Below are 14,893 nucleotides of genomic sequence, written 5' to 3'. Positions count from 1 at the left end.
AGCCCGTAAGTGCAGGAGCAGACGGAGCGGTATAGATAAACGGTGGTCATGTTGCTGCTACCCCATGGATCTTATAAGGAAGATGGGGCAATCTCGCGCCGCCATTGAAGGCAAGGAGATGAGCATGCTGCCTGAAAGAGTTACCGTAACTATTCCCGTCATTACACTGGTGAAAGCTTTGACGTTGTCGCCTTTGGCCGTATTGGTTGGCTGGTGGGTTTTTACGTGGTCCTGGGACAGTCAGAATGCGCCTGCGTGGGTGCAAGCGGTTGGTTCTATTGCAGCAATCTTGGCTGCGTGGTTTATTCCACAACTTCATGAGTTGAACAAAGAAAAACGCAAGAGAGCGGACGCCCACGAGAATCTGCGATGGGTGGCAATTCGGCTCGGAGTTCAGTGTGATCGTATGCTGAACGTGCTGGAGGATCCTGCTACTCATCTTCCTTTCTTTCGTACGATCAACGACCTTGAGCTTTGGAGAGTGCACCACAAGCTCATTAATGACGTCCCTATCACCGATCTTGCAGAAATGGATATGGTTTTGATAGCAAACCTGCGGACTGTCGCCGCAATGGGCCTTGCTCTCGCAATTGAGGTTCATGGATGGGGAGAAGTACCACCCGAGCCGATCCATCAGAGAGACAAGCGGTGGAAGCAGGCTTCGGACATCTCTCATACCACCGATTGGGTCCTTCAAAAGCTCAAAGGGGATGCCGGTGGTGCTCAGTGAGGTGACGGCTGGACAATGTTTCCGGTTCTTTTCGAAAGGTCGTATTCGATCTGGAGTGGTAACAGAGGCTCGGGATGTTTTAGAACACCACTTATACCCCTCAGCAGGCTGCGCGGGCGGGCAATTGTGAGCGATTAGCGTTGCATTAGGTTTGTCTGCCTCGCGCAGCTTTTCGTGGGGTATAAGTACCTCTGCAGTGGCGCTGAGCGGGGCAATAATGCCTGCTGCTGTGCAGCAGAGACTATTTGTTTCTAGTGTGTCGACGCCACTGGCGTTGCGGAGCAAAGCGGTCGACGTTTGGGTGGTGTGCTTTTCCATTTTCATGCCGCTTTCCTCCGGTGTTCGATAGCGAGTTGGTCCATCAGGCGCGAGTGATGCGTGAGCCGTGTTTCGGTGGTGGCGAGAATCGGGCTCATGCAGCCTCCTTGACCAATTCTGCCAGTAGCATGGGGATAGGGTGATTCATGCCGCATCCTCCTGAGTTACCGGCTCTAACAGGGCTGCCATGGAGAGCGCTTGATCGCGGAGGGCGAGTGAGTCGCGTTCGAGTTTTTTGCCGGTGCGGAATGCGCTGAATGTCTCGGCGGCGATCCTGAGTTTTTCAGCAATGGCCAGTAGAGATTGACGCTCCTGGTCTCCCAGTTTTGAGGCTGCCAATGCGCGCTCGTAGTGGGCGTACAGTTGCATGCGGTCTGCACGTACATGGAGTAGTGAGTGCTCCAGGTTACGAGTGGCTTCCGAGTTGTCGGATTGTTGGATGGCTTTACCTTCGTCGATTCCCTCAATGCGGCCATCGATCAGTCCACCTCGGTAGCCGGTCCAATAGAGAAGGGCAGCGCCGACGATGAGGCCGATCAATGCGCAGATTTGAATTGCAGTCATGTGGTGTGCTCCTGGTGTTGTCGTAGGCTGGTGGTGGCAGCCGTCGGGTCGGGTGTCTTACTCGGTTGAGTCGTCCTGCGGTCGAAGCATCTCTTCATCTGCCTTGTAGGCGCGGATATCGATCAGCGAAGCGACATGGCGGATGTGCGCGTACTTCGGTGCCTTGCGGCTGGTATCCAACTTTGTGATGGGAAGCTGAATCCGACCGCTGTTGATCTCGGCCACAAACGATTGCTCGTTGAGGTTACGGAAGTACTGTTCGCGCACTTTTTCCAGCGGGATAAGTACGTCGCCGAAGGTGCGGTAAAGCAGCTCCACGGTGGCTGACTCGGGTGCGGGTTGCAGTCGTAGCGGTGTCTGGCTGGTGTTAATCATTGACTTGCTGAGCCTCCTTGCGTTGTGTTCTTGCCGGGTGGTTCCAGGCATTCAGGCAGTGTGTTTTGGTCAGCTCCCGCAGATGTACCGGCACTTCGAGGAGCGCAGCGTTGCGCTCCTCGCGTGTGCGCATGGCGACGATCTGGCGGGCGTATTCCCTAGGCCACGTCACGGTTGTCTACCGGGATTTCTGGTAGCTCCAGCCCCAGTTGTTCGACCAGCCAGCGGATGCCGGGTTGTTTGACACGGGTTGATTGGCTGTACTGCATGCCGAGCTGGTGGTGGAACCAATTGCTGTCCTTGACTCGCAGGTACTCGCGGTCACGGTTTGGGTAGGCGGGCAGGTTCCGCTCATTGAGCAAGGTCTTTTCCCGCATGAGGCTGATGAGCTTGGGTCGAGTTAGCCCCAGTTGGTTGGCGGCTTGGGCGAGTGTGCGTTCCATAACATCCCCTTAAGCTGCGTGCGCGGCGGGTGTTGCTGCCGCAGCCAGGTGGTTGATGGACTCGGCCACTTTCTCGTAGATCTCGACATCGCTGCCGTACACGGTGAAGCATTTGGTGCGCGGCCTTTTTTCGCCAATGCTCATGATGGTGGTGACACCAGAGCGGGTTTTAGTGCGATGCAAGGCGACGTGTAGGGGCAGCTCAAAACCCATGTCGAGGCTCACTGCACCACCAGTACGCACAAGGTCGAACACCTGTTGCTTATGCTCGATATCGAAGCGGGCGTATTTGCGGCTGGTGTGCGGGATGTTCGTCAGGTCGGCTGTGTTGTTGGCATCGAAAGGGCCGTTGACGATCTCTTCAATGAAGTCGGCCAGCTTGAGGTGCATCTTCTTTTCATTCGGTAAGGTCAGCGTGTGGCGCTCGCTGCCCGGCTCAACGACGAAAAGGGTGTCCGATGCGTTGCGTTCTACCTTCAGGCGAAACGCCACGGCGTCGCGCTTAGGGGCTGACCTGAGTACGTGGTTGAAGGTGCCGCTTAGGTTGACCTGGGCGTTGAGCAATTGCAGTGCGCGATTGTCGAGTTTGAATTTGCTCACGCTACAAACCCTCCGCCGTTCGGATCGAACGGAGTGGGAGTGGTGCGAGCTTTTTGCTTGGGTTTTGTGGGGGTAAATGTGCAGCCGGAATCGCGGGCCAGTCGGCGAATCTCGAAGATGCGGGAAGGTTCAGCAGCGGCCGGGTGGACGTGCAGGGTGGCTGTGGTGTGCATGGTGTTTTCTCGCTCTGTGGTGGAAGAGTGAGATAAATGTCAATCATTGGTTGTGCAATGTCAACTGTTGGTTGATATTTTCATGCAAGGAAGATCTACTCTGGTAGGAGGGGATAATGGACTGCGTAGTGGCTTTTGGATAGCATGTCTTCCTTTTCTATTGGCGGCTTTTTATCGCTTGCTTAATGTTAATTACAGGAGTTCATGATGCTACTCGAAAAAAGATTAGCCGCCGAATACAGAAAGCAACTTCGAAACGAAAGGATATCTATGTTCTTTCGTAAAGCTGGGATGACTATCTACGAAAAGTGTTCTTGGATGAGGTTTGGGCCTGTATTTTTAGCTGTTAGCTTGTTTTTGATTTTTTTTGTTGCGTTTGTTCTTTGGTTGAAGATATCTATTAATGTCGATTTTCCGTTTCTGAAGTTCACGAATGTGAAACAGTTGGAATATATGGGGCAGATAGGGGATTTCTTCGGTGGGGTTCTAAATCCACTCCTCAGTTTTATGGCGTTGATCGCAGTTTTATTTACAATCAAAATGCAGAGTAAAGAGCTTAAGGAGGCTAAGGAAGAAACTCGAATTGCAAATCGAATTCAAGATAAACAAACGGCAGTATTTGAAAGACAGAATTTTGAATCGGTTCTTTTTCGATTGTTAGATGTGCACAGTCGGCTGGCTGAAAGAATACGGACTCCTAATAAATTAGGTGATGGCGATCGGTTCAAGTCTTTAGTGGATAATGTTCTCGATCTGGTTAATGAAAATGATAGTGTGCTTAAGCTCCAGCATTCCAACTTTGATAATATTGATAGCTGGTTTGAGCGGAAGGCCCAGCAAGAAAGATTAAATGCCGAAGGCCTTGGTAAGCTGATCGAAGCAGTAAGGTTGGTAATCAATCAGGAACATAAAATACTTCTGTCTCAATACTTTCGAAATATGTACCAAATCCTAAAGCTAATTGATAATTTTAAGCTTGAGGTATATGAGGAGGGTTCTGAGAAAGGTAAGAAGTCTAAACGGCAGCTTCGAATGGAGTATTTTCAGCGACGGCAGTATTGTAATATTCTAAGAGCGCAAATTTCGGATGATGAGTTAAAGGTTTTGTACTTCAATTGTCTCATGCATACAGGGTATGGTTTGAAGTACTATGTGGAAAAATACTCTCTATTGAAGCATATGGATCAAAATGATTTTTTACAAGTTTCCTGGGAGTGGTCTGCTATGTACTTGAAAACAGCTTATGCTGATTATGAGCTCATCACCGATTTTCAAATTAAGGAGTTTCAAAAGGCTCGAAGCTCGTCAAGTTTTATCCATATATTTCCACATCATTCACACCAATAATTTGGTGCGCCGGAATAAGGATAAAACAACTGTTCTTTGATGAAGGAATCTGTTTGTTTTTTGCAAATATAAGTCTCCTCCGTGATGTACAATGGATGTTGCGTTGGTTTCAGAGGCTGACGCCCATGATCCCACTAAAATCTTAAATATCATCTCGGTAGGATTGATATGGCGAAAAGATTTTCAGGCTGGAAAAACCTAAAGTAAGGTGTTATGGGCGGCAAAATCTAACTCTATAGTGTGCTTGTGGCACTTTGTTTGTAAGGAAGTTAATTTGTCGGACTTTAAGGAAAAATGTTTAAATAAAGAGTTGGATTCTTACGGTACTTCAAGAGTTTTTAAGAAGCGTTCGGATGAGTTATTCTCTAAAAGGAATATAATTACTTACTTGGGTTTGGCCGTTCCGGCGCTCGTTGGTGCGAGTGTCTTGGCGGTTGGTACTGGGATTTATAATTACATAGTCTATCCTGCAGGAGCGTTGGTCGTCGCGCAGTTGGCGTTGTCCTTATGGGCAATTGTTGCTCAATGGGACAGTAAATACGCTTATGCAGTAAATGCAATGCAAGCGAATTTGAGAATTTGCGAATCTTGGAAGAGGTTGGGAGCCAATCCGCCTGGCAACTTTCAGGCTGCATTTGATGATCTGGCGGACGAAGATCTTCGACAGGCACAGATTGATCTAACTCAAAATATTAAAGATTCCGAAATACGGTTTGGGATGAGAATGTCGCTTTATCAGTACCGTATTGCTTGCGTTGTTTGCAAAGTAAAACCTATAAATATGATTCCAAGTAAGTGTCATACCTGCGGTAATTTCTAGGAGAAAACTGATGAGTTTAAATAGCAAGATGGTGTTGAATAGATATATTGGTTTGTCTCCAGAGGAGAAAAATGAATTCATTCGAGATTTATTAAAGCATCATGGCCAGTCTTTGGATGAAAGTATTTCATTGGAAGCTTTGGGTAGCACTATAAACGAAACCATGATTACTCTTGGGCCGCGTGAAAGTCGTTGTGGCGTTTGTGGTAGGGGGTAAAGAGTAAGAGAGTGATCGGTTTATTCAGGTATGAATGATCCGACCACTTTCCCACAAATATGGGTCTCTTCCGTAATATCAATGATTGGATATTGCGGGTTGATCGGCCTCAGAAACTGACGCCCAGCATCTTCTACCAAGATCTTGAACGTTGCCTCGTTTGTACGCGGAACTCTGGCAATCACTCGATCTCCCGTCTTAGTTTCCGCCTCAGGATCAACAAAAATTATACATCCAGTTGGATAGCTACGACCCGGCCCAGGATTCGTCATCGAATCGCCAAGCACCTTCAATGCGTACCCGTGGTTACTTATCGGAACGGGGCATGAGAGCCACGAGTCTGCATCGTAAGCCTCAAAGTTTGAGATCGTCTCGCACCAGGCACCAGCCTGTACCCAAGAAATCAGCGGAACTTTACCAAATCGTTGGTAGATTTCACTAACGTTGCTCCCATCACCGATGGCTAGTTGGCGCACATTATCCTTGCCGGGCTGTTCTTTCGGCAGCACACCGTATTCTAGCCATTCTCGGCGCACTTTCAGCCATGAACAAAGCGCAGCCATGCTGTCCGCTTCTGCCATGGCTTCGCCGTTCAGCCATTTACTGATGGCCTGTGTGGTCTTATCGACTCCCAAGCTTTTCAAATGACGATGAATGTCCACACCACGGCCCCGGCTGCGTACGCCGGCATCGTCGAGAGATTCGTGTAGTCGTGCGCTGAAAGCAGCGCGTAATTCATTTTTATCAACCATAGGTTGAGAGTGCCATGGAGCTTGCACAATAGTCAGTTGATCTTTAATATCAACTCTGAGTTGATAAATGGAGGTTGCCATGTTGGACCCCGCAGATTTTCCGAACGCAATTGCGTTTGCTTTTGAGTCAGTCGGCGGCATTGGGGCCGCTGCTAAGGTTTGCGACAGGAGTTATCAGGCGTTGAACAAGTGGCGCCAGGCAGCAAGCCTGCCGCGAACCGACTACACCGGTGAAACCCAATACGCTGTGCTTTTGGCGGCAGCCGCAAAGCAGAAGGGCAACTTGTTCGAGTCCACCTGGTTGCTCAATGCATCTGCACCACAAAAGGCTGCTGCATAGCATAGTCAGAAAAAAGGCGGCCCGATGGCCGCCCAGTTCCTCCCGGCACGCACCACCACAGCGCTGCCGAGTCGCGATAAAGATAGGCGGGCACACCACATGCGAACCGTCGATCTTTACCGCGCTTTCCAAGGCACGGATGCCTTGGTGTTGCTGCCTTTTCCACCACAGATTGTGCAGCTGTTGCGCCAGAGGTGAACGAAGGATCGTTCTCCTCGGCACGGGGCCGGTGTCGATCCTGAAGATCTAACCGGCGTTTGGGCCCTTTCAAGCCACGCGGCAAATGTATCACCACTACATGTCGCGAGGCACTGGCAACCTTAAGGATTAATGCCATGAGCCGAATCGCTCTGAGTTCTGTAGAACGGGCGCAGCGGGAGATCCTGCCGCTCGATCTAGCGCTTTACCATGCTGCTCGGGACTATCCCGGCGGCGCCGCTGCAATCGCCGCCACCACCGGCAGAAACGCCACCACGCTGCAGCACAAGCTGTCTCCAACTCACCCTAGTCACACAGTGAACATTCAAGAGTTCGGCGAGATTCTGGAGCTGACCAAGGACCGCCGCATTCTGGATGCGGTTCACGCGTTGGTGGGGGATACGACTTGGCAGGAACTGGCTGAGGCGTACACCAACGACATGCCTGAAACTTTGACCACCGGCATTGCTGAGTATTTTCGGCAGGTGGCGGATTTGGCTGAGACATGGGCCAAGAGCATTGGCGACGGTGTGGTGACTGACCACGAATTGGCCGCGATTCGCCTGCAGGTGTTTCGCGGTATTCAAGGGCTGTTGGGGATGTTCAACCGCGCCACGTATGTCAACCAGACAACGCGGGGGGCCGACCATGGCTGACATCGCCGACTTTGCTAATGACTTGGTGCAGGAGCGACTTGATCAGGCGCTGGCTGCTCGAAATGCAGTCAAACCTGTGACGGCCGCTCATTCTTTCATGTATTGCGAAAACTGCGAGGAGCCTATTCCTGAAGCTCGTCGTCTAGCCGTGCAAGGGTGCATTTACTGCGTGTCCTGTCAGGCGGTTGATGAAGTGTTGGAGGCTCGACATGCTCGATGAAGTTCTCGGTCAATTCGCAGACTACGGTCTTGAGCCTGAGCAGCCGTTGATCTTCGGCAAGCTGACTCGATGCAAGACCTCCCAAGACAAGGGGAAGGAAAAAAACGGTTGGTACGTTATCCACGAGCATCGCACCGAGAAGAATGAAACGCTGATCTTCGGCAGCTTCGGTGATTGGCGTTCGGGCGAGACGCAGAAGATTAAGGTCAAGGCCGGACGGATGTCACCCGAAGAGCGCGAGGTCATGCGTGCTCGACAAGAAGACGCTAAGCGCCGCGCTGCTGAGATCGCGGCCAATGCGGCACGTCGAGCGGCGAACCGAGCTGCGGGGCTGTTCAAACGCATGTCGGAGAAGGGCCGTAGCGACTATCTGGATCGAAAGCAGATCGTCGGTTTTGGCGTTCGTTACGCACCGCGCTCCGGCGCGTTTTTGGTGCCTATGTGCAATGTGCGGGACCAGATCGTCGGCCTGCAGGTGGTGTTTCCAGCCAAGCAGGAAGACACCGGACGGGATAAATCCTACTGGCCCTATGGCATGTCGAAAGAGGGCGCCTTTCACTTGGTCGGTCCACACCCGGAGCCGGGCGAGCCGGTGCTGGTGTGTGAAGGCTATGCCACGGGCGCAAGCCTGCACATGGCGACGTCGCTGACAGTGGCTATCGCATTCGACGCGGGCAACTTGTTGGTGGTCTGCAAGGCCATGCGTGAGCGTTTTCCGGGCTGTCCGCTGATTGTCTGTCGCGACGATGACTGGAAGACCAAGCGCCCGAATGGCGATGCCTGGAACCCGGGTGAAGAGAAGGCCAACAACGCGGCGTTAATCGTTGGTGGCCAGGTGGTCGCGCCGATCTTTTCCGGTGAGCGAGAAGACAAGTGGACGGACTTCAATGACTTGCATGTTGCCGAAGGCTTGGAGGCTGTTCGCCGTCAAGTGTTGTCGGTGGTCAAGCCACCGGCAGCAGGTGGTTGGAAAGATCAATTGGCCCGAACCGAAAGCGGCGCCCTGATCGCGCACATGCAGAACGTCGAGCTGATTCTCGGTAACGACGAACGCTGGGCCGGTGTGATCACTTATAGCGCCTTCAGCTCGAAGATCGTCAAGTTACGTGCTGCCCCTTATGGCGGCGGTACGGGCGACTGGGCCGACATCGATGACGTTCGGGTGATGAAGTGGCTCGCACAGCAATACAACCTGCGGGTTAAGTCGACTCAAGTGATTGAGGCGGTGAGCGTTGTGGCTCATGACCATGCGTTTCATCCGGTGCGGGAGTATCTGAACAAGCTCGAATGGGATCGTGTGCCTAGGCTGGATAGTTGGCTCACGGATGTCATGGGCGTTCAGGCCAGCGACTACTCGGCCAAGGTCGGTAAGCGTTGGATGTTGTCGGCGGTGGGACGGGTGATGAAGCCCGGCTGCAAGGCTGACTCGGTGATGATTCTTGAGGGCGCGCAGGGGGCTGGTAAGTCGACAGCGATGAGCATCCTTGGCGGTGAGTGGTTTATGGATACGCCTTTCGCTTTGGGTGACAAGGACGGGTTTCAGGCGATTCGCGGCAAATGGATTGTCGAGCTGGGGGAGCTGGACAGCTTCAACAAGGCTGAAAGCACCAAGGCCAAGCAGTTCTTCTCGGCGTCGACCGATACGTACCGCGAGAGCTACGGCCGCAGAACGAACGACGTGCCGCGCCAGTGTGTGTTCGTGGGTACGACCAACCAGGACGAGTACCTCAAGGACGCTACCGGCAACCGGCGTTATTGGCCGGTGGCCTGTACCAAGGTTGATCTGGAAAAACTGCGCGAGATTCGCGACCAGCTCTGGGCTGAAGCGATGTTCTGTTATGAGGCGGGCGACATCTGGTGGGTAACGCCAGGTGAAGCACCAATGTTCGCCGAGGCACAGGACGAGCGCTTTGTTGTGGACGAATGGGAAGGGCCAATCCTGACATGGTTGGAGGAGTCGCAGATCGGTGAAACCACCTCAGGCAGTGAAGTACTGACCAATGCGCTGAAACTCGACTTTGGTCACTGGGGCAAGCCAGAACAAATGCGCGTCGGGGCAATCATGCATCGTCTCGGTTGGCGGCGAACACGTATGCCGGCTTTGGCGAAGAGTGGGCAGCGTCCGTGGGCTTACAAGAAACCCGCAGGATGGGGCGGCGCTTCGGCGTTGAAGGTGGAACCGATTGAGGAGCCATGCTTCGGTGATTAAGCGAATTGATGAAATGCTCAAACTTTGGGCCGAGGATCTGCACTCGCCGATGACCACGTCCTTCGGTGGGGCGAGCGGCGGCAACATGATCGCCATGTTGATGGAGTGCAAAGGGGAGCTGATTCGGGGTACTCGCGGCAGCCGGGTGTTGCTGGATGAATCGGCAGACATTGAACTGATCGTAAACAAGCACCTGCCACCGCAGTTGTCGGTGGTGGTGTGGGAGCACTACTGCAATCACGAGAGCTTCCTGTCGCAGAAAATCACGCATTGCGGCTGCTGCCGTAAAACCTATTACGAGCGCTTGCATGAGGCTCATGAGTACATTGCCGGCATGTTGATGGGGAAAGCTGCGTGACCCCAGGCATGACTCCGGCAGTTGTTGTCCCACTGGCCCGCCTTGTCCCACTGCGTTTTAACGTAGTGGGACAAGCGCGGGCCGCATCGTTGCTGGGCTGTCCCACCGTCCCGCCTGTTGGAGTCTCCCGCCCATGTGAGCGAAGCGGGTACCAGCACGCGCCCGTGGCGCGCACGCGTGTTATTCAATTCCTTTCTTTACACGAGAAAGAAGATAGAAAAGTAGGACAGTGGGGCGACGCCCCGAATTTAGGCACTCTCAGGCGTCCCACTTCGATTATGAAAGGTGGGACAGATGGGACAACGCCACAGCAACTGATAGCCGAGGTGGTGTATTCACCGACATTGCCTAGGCGTTCACCCTGCGTTACCCACATATTCACCGGGTGGCATTAAAGTGGGGTTGCTGCCAGTAAATTCGACCTGTAAAAAGTAGTCATCTTCGATAGGTGCGACCGCAGAGAGCGGCAGGCACCACACACCAAACCCGGCCATTGCGCCGGGTTTTTGCGTTTATGGGGTAGGGCGATGACGAACGAGCAGCAAGCGCTGGCAGAGATGCCGATCTGGTTAGTGATCGTCCTGGCCTTGGTAGGCGGTGTATCGGGTGAGATGTGGCGAGCCGATAAGGACGGGGCGCGGGGCTGGGCATTGTTGCGGCGCCTGGCGCTTCGGTCCGGTGCCTGCATTGTCTGCGGAGTGTCAGCGATGATGCTGATGATCGGCGCTGGTATGACGATCTGGACGGCCGGCAGCTTGGGTTGCCTGACCGCAATGGCGGGTGCCGATGTTGCCATTGGGTTGTACGAACGCTGGGCCGCCAAGCGGTTGGGCGTTTGCGAAGTGCCACCTGCAGGTGGTGAGCAGGGGTGATGCACCGGTCTGGGGCGCAGAAAACTGCCGGGGACCCTGGGGTTATTCTGGGGGTACGGGGTCGGAAACCCGCGGGAAAGTGTTAGCGGGTAGTTCACCAGCTTAGTGAACTGGGGTGAACAGGTGAACCCCCCGTATCCATTAGGTGAACAGGACATTCCATCATGACAGTAATCAGCAAAACGGAGTTTGCAGCGCGGCGGGGCTGGGCGAAATCGTATGTTTCCAAGTTGGCGAATCAGGATCGGTTGGTACTGACTGACGATGGCAAGGTGGAGTTGGAAGCCACCGAGGCATTGCTGGCCGAGTCCGCCGATCCAAGCAAAGCCGCCGTCGCCGACCGACACGAGCGGCTTCGCCTTAAAAAGGAGGCTGAAATCGCCGTCGAAGAACCTGCGGTGCCGCAAGTCGGCCAGCCGGTGGATTTTCAAAGGTCTCGGGCTCTGCGCGAGCACTACATGGCGTTGCAGGAGCAAGCCAACTTTCACAAACAGCAGGGCACTTTGGTCGAGCGCATCGCAGTAGAAACCGGCGCTTACAACGCGGGCCGCTTGTTGCGGGATCAACTGCTGGGCATGCCTCCGCAACTGGCACCGGAACTGGCCGTCATGACCGACCCCTGGCAAATCGAAAAGCACCTGACGGCCGCTATCCGTCGCTCGCTTGAGGATGCAGAACGCTTGTCCTCAGCGGATCTTGAACATGCCCTGACCCCGAGCTAAGCCCATGCCCACGAAAATCCCTAACGGTGCAGAGGTGTACCGGGAGGCGTATTTTCGTGGGCTGCACCCTGATCCGGATGTCTGGGTCGATGAGTGGGCCGACGAATACATGCGCATCCCGCGTGACACCGGCGCCGCTGAGCCCGGCCAGTACCGCACATCCCGCACGCCATATGCGCGCGAACCCATGCGTTGTCTGTCGCCGGCTCACCCTTGCAAACGCGTGATCACCATGGTCGCGTCGCAGCTGATGAAAACGCAGATCGCCTTGAACTGGATCGGAGGTCTGATACACATGGCGCCGTCCAACATCCTGACGCTACTACCGAGTCTTGGCCTGGCCAAGCGGGTGTCGTCACGGATTGGCAAAACCATCAAAGCCACGCCGGTGCTGCGTGAGCGGGTGGCGTCCAGTCGTTCGCGGGATTCACGCAACACCATGGACACCAAGGAGTTCGAGGGCGGGTCGTTGTACGTCACTACCGCCGGCTCGGCCGCCAACCTGTCGGAGCTGTCGGCGCGCTACGTCTACGGCGACGAGATTGACCGATGGGAAGTGGACATCGGTGAGGAGGGCGACCCCATCGAGCTGGCGGAAACCCGGGGCAGTACCTTCGGCCGTAATGCCAAGTTCTACTTCTCTAGTTCGCCGACTATCAAGGGCGCCTCGCGGATCTCCGATCTGTTCGAGGGCAGCGACCAGCGTTATTACTACGTGCCATGCCCGACCTGTGGGCACAAGCAGACCCTGGAGTGGGAGCGCCTGCATTACTCGAAGGACTTCAGCGTTGTGCATTACCAGTGCGCCGGTCCTGAGTGTGACGTGCTGATCGAGGAGTATCACAAGGGCGAAATGCTCGCTAAAGGCGAATGGCGCGCCCATGCCGAGGGCGACGGCGAGACCGTTGGCTTCCACCTCAACGCGTTGTATTCGCCGCTGGGCTGGATGGACTGGAAGTCGCTGGCCAAGCAATTCGAGAAGGCGAAGAAAGCCCAGGCCAAAGGCGATCTTGAGCCCATGCAGGTGTTCTACAACACCCGTTTGGCGAAGGTTTGGGACAGCGCACAAGAGCAAACTAAAGCCGATGAGCTGAGAAAGCGGGCGCGGTTGGAAGACTTTAACCTCGGCTCGCTGTCGGCGGCGGTGCTGATGATCACCGGTTCCGTAGACGTTCAGGCCAACCGTCTGGAGTTCATGGCCATGGGCTGGGGCGTCGGCATGGAGCGCTGGGTCGTGGACTACCAAGTAGTCTCGGGCGATCCCGCAGATGAACGCACCTGGGCGGCGTTGGACGAATTGCTCAAGGGTAAATATCGCCATCCCTGCGGTGTCGGTCTTGGCATTCTCGCGGTGGCCGTTGACTCCGGTGGCCACCACACCGATGAGGTCTACCAGTTCTGCCGCGTTCGCCGCTGGCGCAATGTGTTCGCCATCAAGGGTGCGAGCAAACCCGGTAAGCCGGTGATTGCTCAGCGCCCGTCGATGGTTGATGTGACCTGGAAGGGCCAGACCGAACGCAACGGCGCCGAGCTGTGGTTCGTCGGTACCGACACGGCCAAGGACTGGATCTATAACCGTTATTCGTTCCCTTCCGGGCCAGGTGCGTTGCACTTCGCTAATGACTTGCCGGACGACTTCTTTGATCAGTGCGTCGCGGAGCGCAAGGTTGCGCGCTACATCCGGGGACACAAACGCATTGAGTGGGTCAAGGGCAAGGCCGAGCGTAACGAAGCACTCGACTTGATGGTGTATTGCCTGGCCATGGCGCATTACCTGGGTCTCAACCGTTACAAGGAACACGACTGGGAGCGAGTGCGTCAGTCCCTGGCGCAGTCTGGTCTGTTTGACGAAGCCTTGGGCGTCAAAACGGTTCAAGGCGAACGGCTCACTGCCGAACAAGCAACCCCCGCTGTCTCCCGGCAACCCGCTGCTGCGGTCGTGCATTCGCGGCCTGCGGCATTACCTCAACGCCGCAGCTCCAGCAGTGGCTACTTGAAGAGACGTTAAATGACTTATGTCGATGAGTGGGCCGCTGAGCATATGTGGATCCCGCGAGATTCCGGCCTTGAGCCGGGCCCGTACCGTGTAAAAAAAACACCATATGCCCAAGGGCCAATGCGGTGTCTTTCACTGACCCACCCTTGCAAGCGGGTGGTGGTCATGGCCGCTTCGCAGTTGATGAAAACTCAGGTTGCCATCAACTGGATCGGATCCCTGGTCCATACATCGCCATCGAACATATTGGTTTTGCTGCCTTCAGGTCGCCTTGCAGCGCGACTGGGCTACCGCATCAGTAAAAGCTTTAAGGCGAGTCCGGTCCTTCACAAATGTTTTTCGCCTCGCGGTGACACGTGCGCCAAGTCTTTTGAAGGCGGTTCGCTTCGTTTAGTTTGGGCAGGCTCGTTGGTCGGTCAATCGTTCCCTGTTGATTACATCTGTGGTGAACAAATAGACCATTGGCCTGAGGAAGGCGTCGACTTAATCGAGTTGGCTGAACGTTGCCACGGTACGTCAATCCGGGCGCCTAAGTTCTATTTCAGCGGTACCCCGACAATCAAAGGTGCCTCCAAGATTGATAGCTTGTTCTCAGCGAGCGATCAGCGCCACTACTACGTGCCGTGTCCCCATTGCGGCCACATGCAAACTTTGGAGTGGGAGCAAGTGGAGTATTCGTCTGACTTTCAGGCGGTGCATTACCAGTGTGTAAACGCCTCCTGTAGCTCTCCAATCGCAGAACACTACTTGGGCGAGATGCTTTGTCTGGGCGAGTGGCGGTCTCATTCGGAAGGCGATGGTGAAACGATTGGTTTCCATCTCAATGCACTGTATTCGCCGCCCGGTTGGCTGGGGTGGACACGTCTTGCTAAGCAGTATGAATGGGCCAAGGCCGAACAAATTAATGGCGATGCATCGCTTATGCGGATGTTCTACAACATCCGCCTGGCGAAGGTCTGGGACGATGTCGGCGATTAAACAGT

At 54.4% G+C, this 14,893-nt stretch carries 18 protein-coding genes; 13 read left to right on the top strand and 5 right to left on the bottom strand.

What is annotated here, in order from left to right:
* Positions 1–124: 124 nt before the first annotated feature.
* Positions 125–730 (top strand): hypothetical protein, encoded by a 606-nt coding sequence (locus ACMXYH_RS21880; RefSeq protein WP_415764922.1) that lies wholly within the window; start codon positions 125–127, stop codon positions 728–730.
* 462 nt (positions 731–1,192) lie between these two features.
* Here the strand turns inward: ACMXYH_RS21880 and ACMXYH_RS21875 are convergent, their stop codons facing one another.
* The 4 genes from ACMXYH_RS21875 to ACMXYH_RS21860 form a co-directional block, all read right to left on the bottom strand.
* Positions 1,193–1,612 carry a hypothetical protein gene (locus tag ACMXYH_RS21875; RefSeq protein ID WP_415764921.1) on the bottom strand — a complete coding sequence of 140 codons (420 nt, stop codon included), beginning with the start codon at positions 1,610–1,612 and terminating at the stop codon, positions 1,193–1,195.
* 57 nt (positions 1,613–1,669) lie between these two features.
* On the bottom strand, positions 1,670–1,987 hold the full coding sequence (locus tag ACMXYH_RS21870) for a pyocin activator PrtN family protein (RefSeq protein WP_415764920.1): 318 nt from the start codon (positions 1,985–1,987) through the stop codon (positions 1,670–1,672).
* A 158-nt stretch (positions 1,988–2,145) separates the two neighbouring features.
* Positions 2,146–2,430 (bottom strand): phage antirepressor KilAC domain-containing protein, encoded by a 285-nt coding sequence (locus ACMXYH_RS21865; protein WP_415764919.1) that lies wholly within the window; start codon positions 2,428–2,430, stop codon positions 2,146–2,148.
* Between the two features lie 9 nt (positions 2,431–2,439).
* Entirely contained in the window at positions 2,440–3,030 is a 591-nt protein-coding gene (locus tag ACMXYH_RS21860; RefSeq protein ID WP_415764917.1) for a hypothetical protein, read from the bottom strand.
* Between the two features lie 380 nt (positions 3,031–3,410).
* On the opposite strand from ACMXYH_RS21860, the gene ACMXYH_RS21855 reads away from it, so the two are divergent.
* The 3 genes from ACMXYH_RS21855 (at position 3,411) to ACMXYH_RS21845 (ending at position 5,587) form a co-directional block, all read left to right on the top strand.
* The gene (locus tag ACMXYH_RS21855) at positions 3,411–4,550 is read left to right on the top strand and encodes a putative phage abortive infection protein (protein ID WP_415764916.1); all 1,140 of its coding nucleotides are present in this window, start codon (positions 3,411–3,413) and stop codon (positions 4,548–4,550) included.
* Between the two features lie 274 nt (positions 4,551–4,824).
* On the top strand, positions 4,825–5,370 hold the full coding sequence (locus tag ACMXYH_RS21850) for a mobilome CxxCx(11)CxxC protein (protein ID WP_415764915.1): 546 nt from the start codon (positions 4,825–4,827) through the stop codon (positions 5,368–5,370).
* 10 nt (positions 5,371–5,380) lie between these two features.
* Positions 5,381–5,587: a hypothetical protein gene (locus tag ACMXYH_RS21845; protein ID WP_415764914.1), complete on the top strand. Its 207-nt coding sequence runs from the start codon at positions 5,381–5,383 to the stop codon at positions 5,585–5,587.
* A 20-nt stretch (positions 5,588–5,607) separates the two neighbouring features.
* Here the strand turns inward: ACMXYH_RS21845 and ACMXYH_RS21840 are convergent, their stop codons facing one another.
* Positions 5,608–6,339 carry a LexA family protein gene (locus tag ACMXYH_RS21840; RefSeq protein ID WP_415767736.1) on the bottom strand — a complete coding sequence of 244 codons (732 nt, stop codon included), beginning with the start codon at positions 6,337–6,339 and terminating at the stop codon, positions 5,608–5,610.
* A 79-nt stretch (positions 6,340–6,418) separates the two neighbouring features.
* On the opposite strand from ACMXYH_RS21840, the gene ACMXYH_RS21835 reads away from it, so the two are divergent.
* From ACMXYH_RS21835 to ACMXYH_RS21795, 9 genes are all read left to right on the top strand, one after another.
* A complete protein-coding gene (locus ACMXYH_RS21835; RefSeq protein WP_415764913.1) occupies positions 6,419–6,679 on the top strand; it encodes a hypothetical protein in 261 nt (86 codons plus the stop codon).
* Positions 6,680–7,014: 335 nt separating this feature from the next.
* The gene (locus ACMXYH_RS21830; RefSeq protein WP_415764912.1) at positions 7,015–7,533 is read left to right on the top strand and encodes a phage regulatory CII family protein; all 519 of its coding nucleotides are present in this window, start codon (positions 7,015–7,017) and stop codon (positions 7,531–7,533) included.
* Positions 7,526–7,753, top strand: a complete 228-nt coding sequence (locus tag ACMXYH_RS21825; RefSeq protein ID WP_415764911.1) for a TraR/DksA family transcriptional regulator — start codon at positions 7,526–7,528, stop codon at positions 7,751–7,753. Before ACMXYH_RS21830 ends, ACMXYH_RS21825 begins: the two co-directional genes overlap by 8 nt.
* Positions 7,743–9,962: a VapE domain-containing protein gene (locus tag ACMXYH_RS21820; RefSeq protein ID WP_415764910.1), complete on the top strand. Its 2,220-nt coding sequence runs from the start codon at positions 7,743–7,745 to the stop codon at positions 9,960–9,962. The genes ACMXYH_RS21825 and ACMXYH_RS21820 overlap by 11 nt, the downstream gene beginning before the upstream one ends.
* Complete coding sequence (locus tag ACMXYH_RS21815; RefSeq protein WP_415764909.1) at positions 9,955–10,320, top strand: hypothetical protein; 366 nt, start codon at positions 9,955–9,957, stop codon at positions 10,318–10,320. Before ACMXYH_RS21820 ends, ACMXYH_RS21815 begins: the two co-directional genes overlap by 8 nt.
* Before the next feature lie 527 nt (positions 10,321–10,847).
* Entirely contained in the window at positions 10,848–11,192 is a 345-nt protein-coding gene (locus ACMXYH_RS21810; protein WP_282482312.1) for a phage holin family protein, read from the top strand.
* Between the two features lie 164 nt (positions 11,193–11,356).
* Entirely contained in the window at positions 11,357–11,914 is a 558-nt protein-coding gene (locus ACMXYH_RS21805) for a terminase small subunit (protein ID WP_415764908.1), read from the top strand.
* A gap of 4 nt (positions 11,915–11,918) precedes the next feature.
* Positions 11,919–13,922 (top strand): phage terminase large subunit family protein, encoded by a 2,004-nt coding sequence (locus ACMXYH_RS21800; protein WP_415764907.1) that lies wholly within the window; start codon positions 11,919–11,921, stop codon positions 13,920–13,922.
* Positions 13,923–14,888, top strand: coding sequence for a terminase gpA endonuclease subunit (locus tag ACMXYH_RS21795; protein ID WP_415764906.1), 966 nt, complete (start codon positions 13,923–13,925; stop codon positions 14,886–14,888).
* Positions 14,889–14,893: the final 5 nt, after the last annotated feature.

The sequence above is a fragment of the Pseudomonas frigoris genome, assembly GCF_047758635.1.
GTDB lineage: Bacteria > Pseudomonadota > Gammaproteobacteria > Pseudomonadales > Pseudomonadaceae > Aquipseudomonas > Aquipseudomonas frigoris.
Note: the sequence above shows the minus strand (reverse complement) of the source record. Positions and strands in the feature narration are given on the sequence as shown.

Coding starts and splice junctions, on each gene's coding strand:
- ACMXYH_RS21870 (WP_415764920.1), bottom strand. CDS start 1,987: ATGATTAACACCAGCCAGACACCGCTACGACTGCAACCCGCACCCGAG.
- ACMXYH_RS21875 (WP_415764921.1), bottom strand. CDS start 1,612: ATGACTGCAATTCAAATCTGCGCATTGATCGGCCTCATCGTCGGCGCT.
- ACMXYH_RS21855 (WP_415764916.1), top strand. CDS start 3,411: ATGCTACTCGAAAAAAGATTAGCCGCCGAATACAGAAAGCAACTTCGA.
- ACMXYH_RS21810 (WP_282482312.1), top strand. CDS start 10,848: ATGACGAACGAGCAGCAAGCGCTGGCAGAGATGCCGATCTGGTTAGTG.
- ACMXYH_RS21830 (WP_415764912.1), top strand. CDS start 7,015: ATGAGCCGAATCGCTCTGAGTTCTGTAGAACGGGCGCAGCGGGAGATC.
- ACMXYH_RS21865 (WP_415764919.1), bottom strand. CDS start 2,430: ATGGAACGCACACTCGCCCAAGCCGCCAACCAACTGGGGCTAACTCGA.
- ACMXYH_RS21795 (WP_415764906.1), top strand. CDS start 13,923: ATGACTTATGTCGATGAGTGGGCCGCTGAGCATATGTGGATCCCGCGA.
- ACMXYH_RS21825 (WP_415764911.1), top strand. CDS start 7,526: ATGGCTGACATCGCCGACTTTGCTAATGACTTGGTGCAGGAGCGACTT.
- ACMXYH_RS21805 (WP_415764908.1), top strand. CDS start 11,357: ATGACAGTAATCAGCAAAACGGAGTTTGCAGCGCGGCGGGGCTGGGCG.
- ACMXYH_RS21840 (WP_415767736.1), bottom strand. CDS start 6,339: ATGGTTGATAAAAATGAATTACGCGCTGCTTTCAGCGCACGACTACAC.
- ACMXYH_RS21845 (WP_415764914.1), top strand. CDS start 5,381: ATGAGTTTAAATAGCAAGATGGTGTTGAATAGATATATTGGTTTGTCT.
- ACMXYH_RS21800 (WP_415764907.1), top strand. CDS start 11,919: ATGCCCACGAAAATCCCTAACGGTGCAGAGGTGTACCGGGAGGCGTAT.
- ACMXYH_RS21880 (WP_415764922.1), top strand. CDS start 125: ATGCTGCCTGAAAGAGTTACCGTAACTATTCCCGTCATTACACTGGTG.
- ACMXYH_RS21835 (WP_415764913.1), top strand. CDS start 6,419: ATGTTGGACCCCGCAGATTTTCCGAACGCAATTGCGTTTGCTTTTGAG.
- ACMXYH_RS21820 (WP_415764910.1), top strand. CDS start 7,743: ATGCTCGATGAAGTTCTCGGTCAATTCGCAGACTACGGTCTTGAGCCT.